Consider the following 2638-nt stretch of genomic DNA (forward strand, 5'->3'; position numbering starts at 1 on the left):
CACTGCTGGAGGAAAGTTTGTGGGTATTGGCTGAGCCGTCCGCGCGGCTGTCGCGAAAGCGGCCTGTCAGCTTCTCGCGCGTCGCGCGTCAGCCGTTCATCCTGCCCGCGGCGCCACAGGGGCTGAGGGGCGTCATCGAACCGGCTGCGACGGCAGCCGGCGTCACGCTCAATGTTTTCGCCGAAACGAATGCGCTGAGCGTGCAGAAAGAACTGGTTGCGCAGGGTCACGGCTGGACGATTCTGCCTGCGGTGAGCGTCACGCAGGAGGTGGAACGGCAGCTACTGAGCGCGGCGCCGCTTGCCTCTCCGGGACTGAAGCGAACCATCGTGCTCGCGGCGCCCAGCAGCAGGCAAGCCACGGCGCCTGTGCGCTGCGTCGTAGGCGTGCTGCTGGATTGCGTCAAGGCCACGTTCGAACAAGGGCAGTGGCCGGACGCGCGCTGGCTTGGCTGAGGCTGCTCGAGGGTATCGACATCGAAGCGATGCGCGCGCATCCAACAGCCGTCGTCAAGACGTGACCTAAATCCCTACGCGAGAGGCTTAAGGCATATTGGCATTCTCAGCGCGGCGTGTTCAACCACGCCCGAGCGAGCGACACCCACCATGCCACGCCCGGTTTCAGCAAGGCGTCGTTAAAATCATAGTTCGGGCTATGCAGCGGAATGGAGCAACCGCAGTTGCCGTGCTCCGAGCCGTCGCCGTTGCCAATGAATACGTAACATCCTGGCCGATGCTGAAGATAGAAAGCGAAGTCTTCCGACGGCATTTGCGGCGCGATGCCTTCATCGACGTTGGCCGCGCCGAATACCGATTTGAGTACATTCGCGGCAAAGGCCGTCGACTCTCGCTCGTTGACGAGCGGAGGATACATGCGGTGGAATTCGAATGCCATACGCACGTCGAACGCCGCCGCGATCCCCTGCGCGATCTCCCGCATACGCCGCTCGATCAGATCGAGCGTCTCGACGCTGAACGCGCGAACGGTGCCGCTCAGGCGCGCCTGATCAGGAATGACGTTGACCGTGCTGCCTGCATGGATCTCCGTGACCGACAGCACCGCGGCGTCGTTCGGATTCACGTTGCGCGATACGATGGTCTGCCAAGCTTGCGCGAGCGACGTTGCCGCTACCACGGGATCCGCACTGCGATGCGGCTGCGCCGCATGGGAACCGAAACCCGATAGCTCGACCGAAAACGTATTGCTGGATGCCATGGCGGCGCCCGGACGCAACGCGAACGTGCCTGCCGCGATACCGGGCAAGTTGTGCGCGCCGAACACGGCGTCCATCGGGCAGCGCTCGAACAAGCCATCTTCGATCATGAGACGTGCACCCGCGCCCCCCTCCTCCGCGGGCTGGAAAATGAAGTTGACGGTGCCATCGAAGTCGCGCTGTTCGGCAAGGTACCGAGCCGCGCCCAGCAGCATGGCGGTATGTCCGTCATGCCCGCACGCATGCATGCGGCCTGGAAACCGCGATGCATGCGCGAAGCGGTTCTGCTCCTGCATCGGTAACGCATCCATGTCGGCGCGCAGCCCGATCGAACGCTTTCCCTCGCCGTTGCGCAGCACGCCGACAAGCCCGTGACCACCTATGCCGCGAACTACGTCGAGGCCCCATTCGGCAAGCCGCGCAGCGACATAGTCGGCCGTCTGTGCCTCCTCGTGACGCAGTTCCGGGTGCGCGTGCAAGTGTCGTCTAATTTGAATAAGGTCGTCTTCGATGGCATCGAGACGCGGGTCGGTAAGCATGGTCATTTAGTTCAAGGCAGCCGGTGCCGGTTGTTGCGAAGAGGAGGGCTTGCGCGCCGAGAGGACGACGGGAATGCAGCTGATGAGCGCCGCGGCCGCGAGGTAATAGCCCACGATGAGCTTGTCGCCCGATACGCGGATGAGACCCGTCACCAGCAGAGGCGTCAGGCCGCCGAAAATCGTCACGCCTGTCGCATAGGAGAAGCCGACTCCCGTCGCACGGAATTGCACGGGGAAAATATCGGCGAGCACGCGCGATGCGCACGCCGCATAGCAAGCGAGCAGTAGGGAGATGATCATCTGCACCGCGATCAGCGTGAGCCTGTCGGGATGTTGAGCCAGCAGCCAGAACAGCGGGTAGGCAGCGACGGCGGTAATTAGCGCGCCGGCGAGCATCGGCTTGCGTACGCCGATGCGGTCGGACAGCATGCCAGCCAGCGGGCATGCGCTCACCATGACGATCCCGTAGCCGAGTTGACCGAGATAGCTGTCGAACAGGCTCATATGCAGTTCGCGCACGGCGTAGGTCGTGAAGTAATTCGACACATAGGTGGCGATCGTCCAAAACACGAGAATGCCCACGCCGCACAGCAACCGCCAACGGTATTCGATCAATTGCGGCCACAGCCGCGCCTTGTTCTGGCGGCCCGCCTGCTCGAACGCGGCCGTCTCGGGAATCGAGCGCCGAACGTACCAACCCACCGGACCGATCAGCAGGCCGAACGCGAAGGCAAGACGCCAGGCGCCGCCCGCAATCTGCGCATCGGAGAACAGATGCGTGAGCATGAGTCCCACGAGGCCGGCCAGCATCACGCCCGCCCCCTGCGACATTTGCTGGAACGATGAGGCGAAGCCCTTTCTCGATTCATGGGCGTTCTCGACCAGC

3 protein-coding genes are annotated in these 2638 nt (G+C 63.3%); 1 reads left to right on the forward strand and 2 read right to left on the reverse strand.

The window, feature by feature from the left end; genetic code table 11:
* On the forward strand, nucleotides 1-455 hold a 455-nt coding region (locus ACTHNR_RS10460; protein WP_440547531.1), incomplete at its 5' end, for a LysR substrate-binding domain-containing protein.
* Between the two features lie 106 nt (nucleotides 456-561).
* Here the strand turns inward: ACTHNR_RS10460 and ACTHNR_RS10465 are convergent.
* Together ACTHNR_RS10465 and ACTHNR_RS10470 are read right to left on the reverse strand one after the other, a co-directional pair.
* Complete coding sequence (locus tag ACTHNR_RS10465; RefSeq protein WP_440547532.1) at nucleotides 562-1758, reverse strand: M20 aminoacylase family protein; 1197 nt, start codon at nucleotides 1756-1758, stop codon at nucleotides 562-564.
* Nucleotides 1759-2638: MFS transporter (locus ACTHNR_RS10470; RefSeq protein WP_440547533.1), on the reverse strand; the 880-nt coding region annotated here is incomplete at its 5' end.

The organism is Trinickia sp. (assembly GCF_051954495.1).
Lineage (GTDB): Bacteria > Pseudomonadota > Gammaproteobacteria > Burkholderiales > Burkholderiaceae > Trinickia.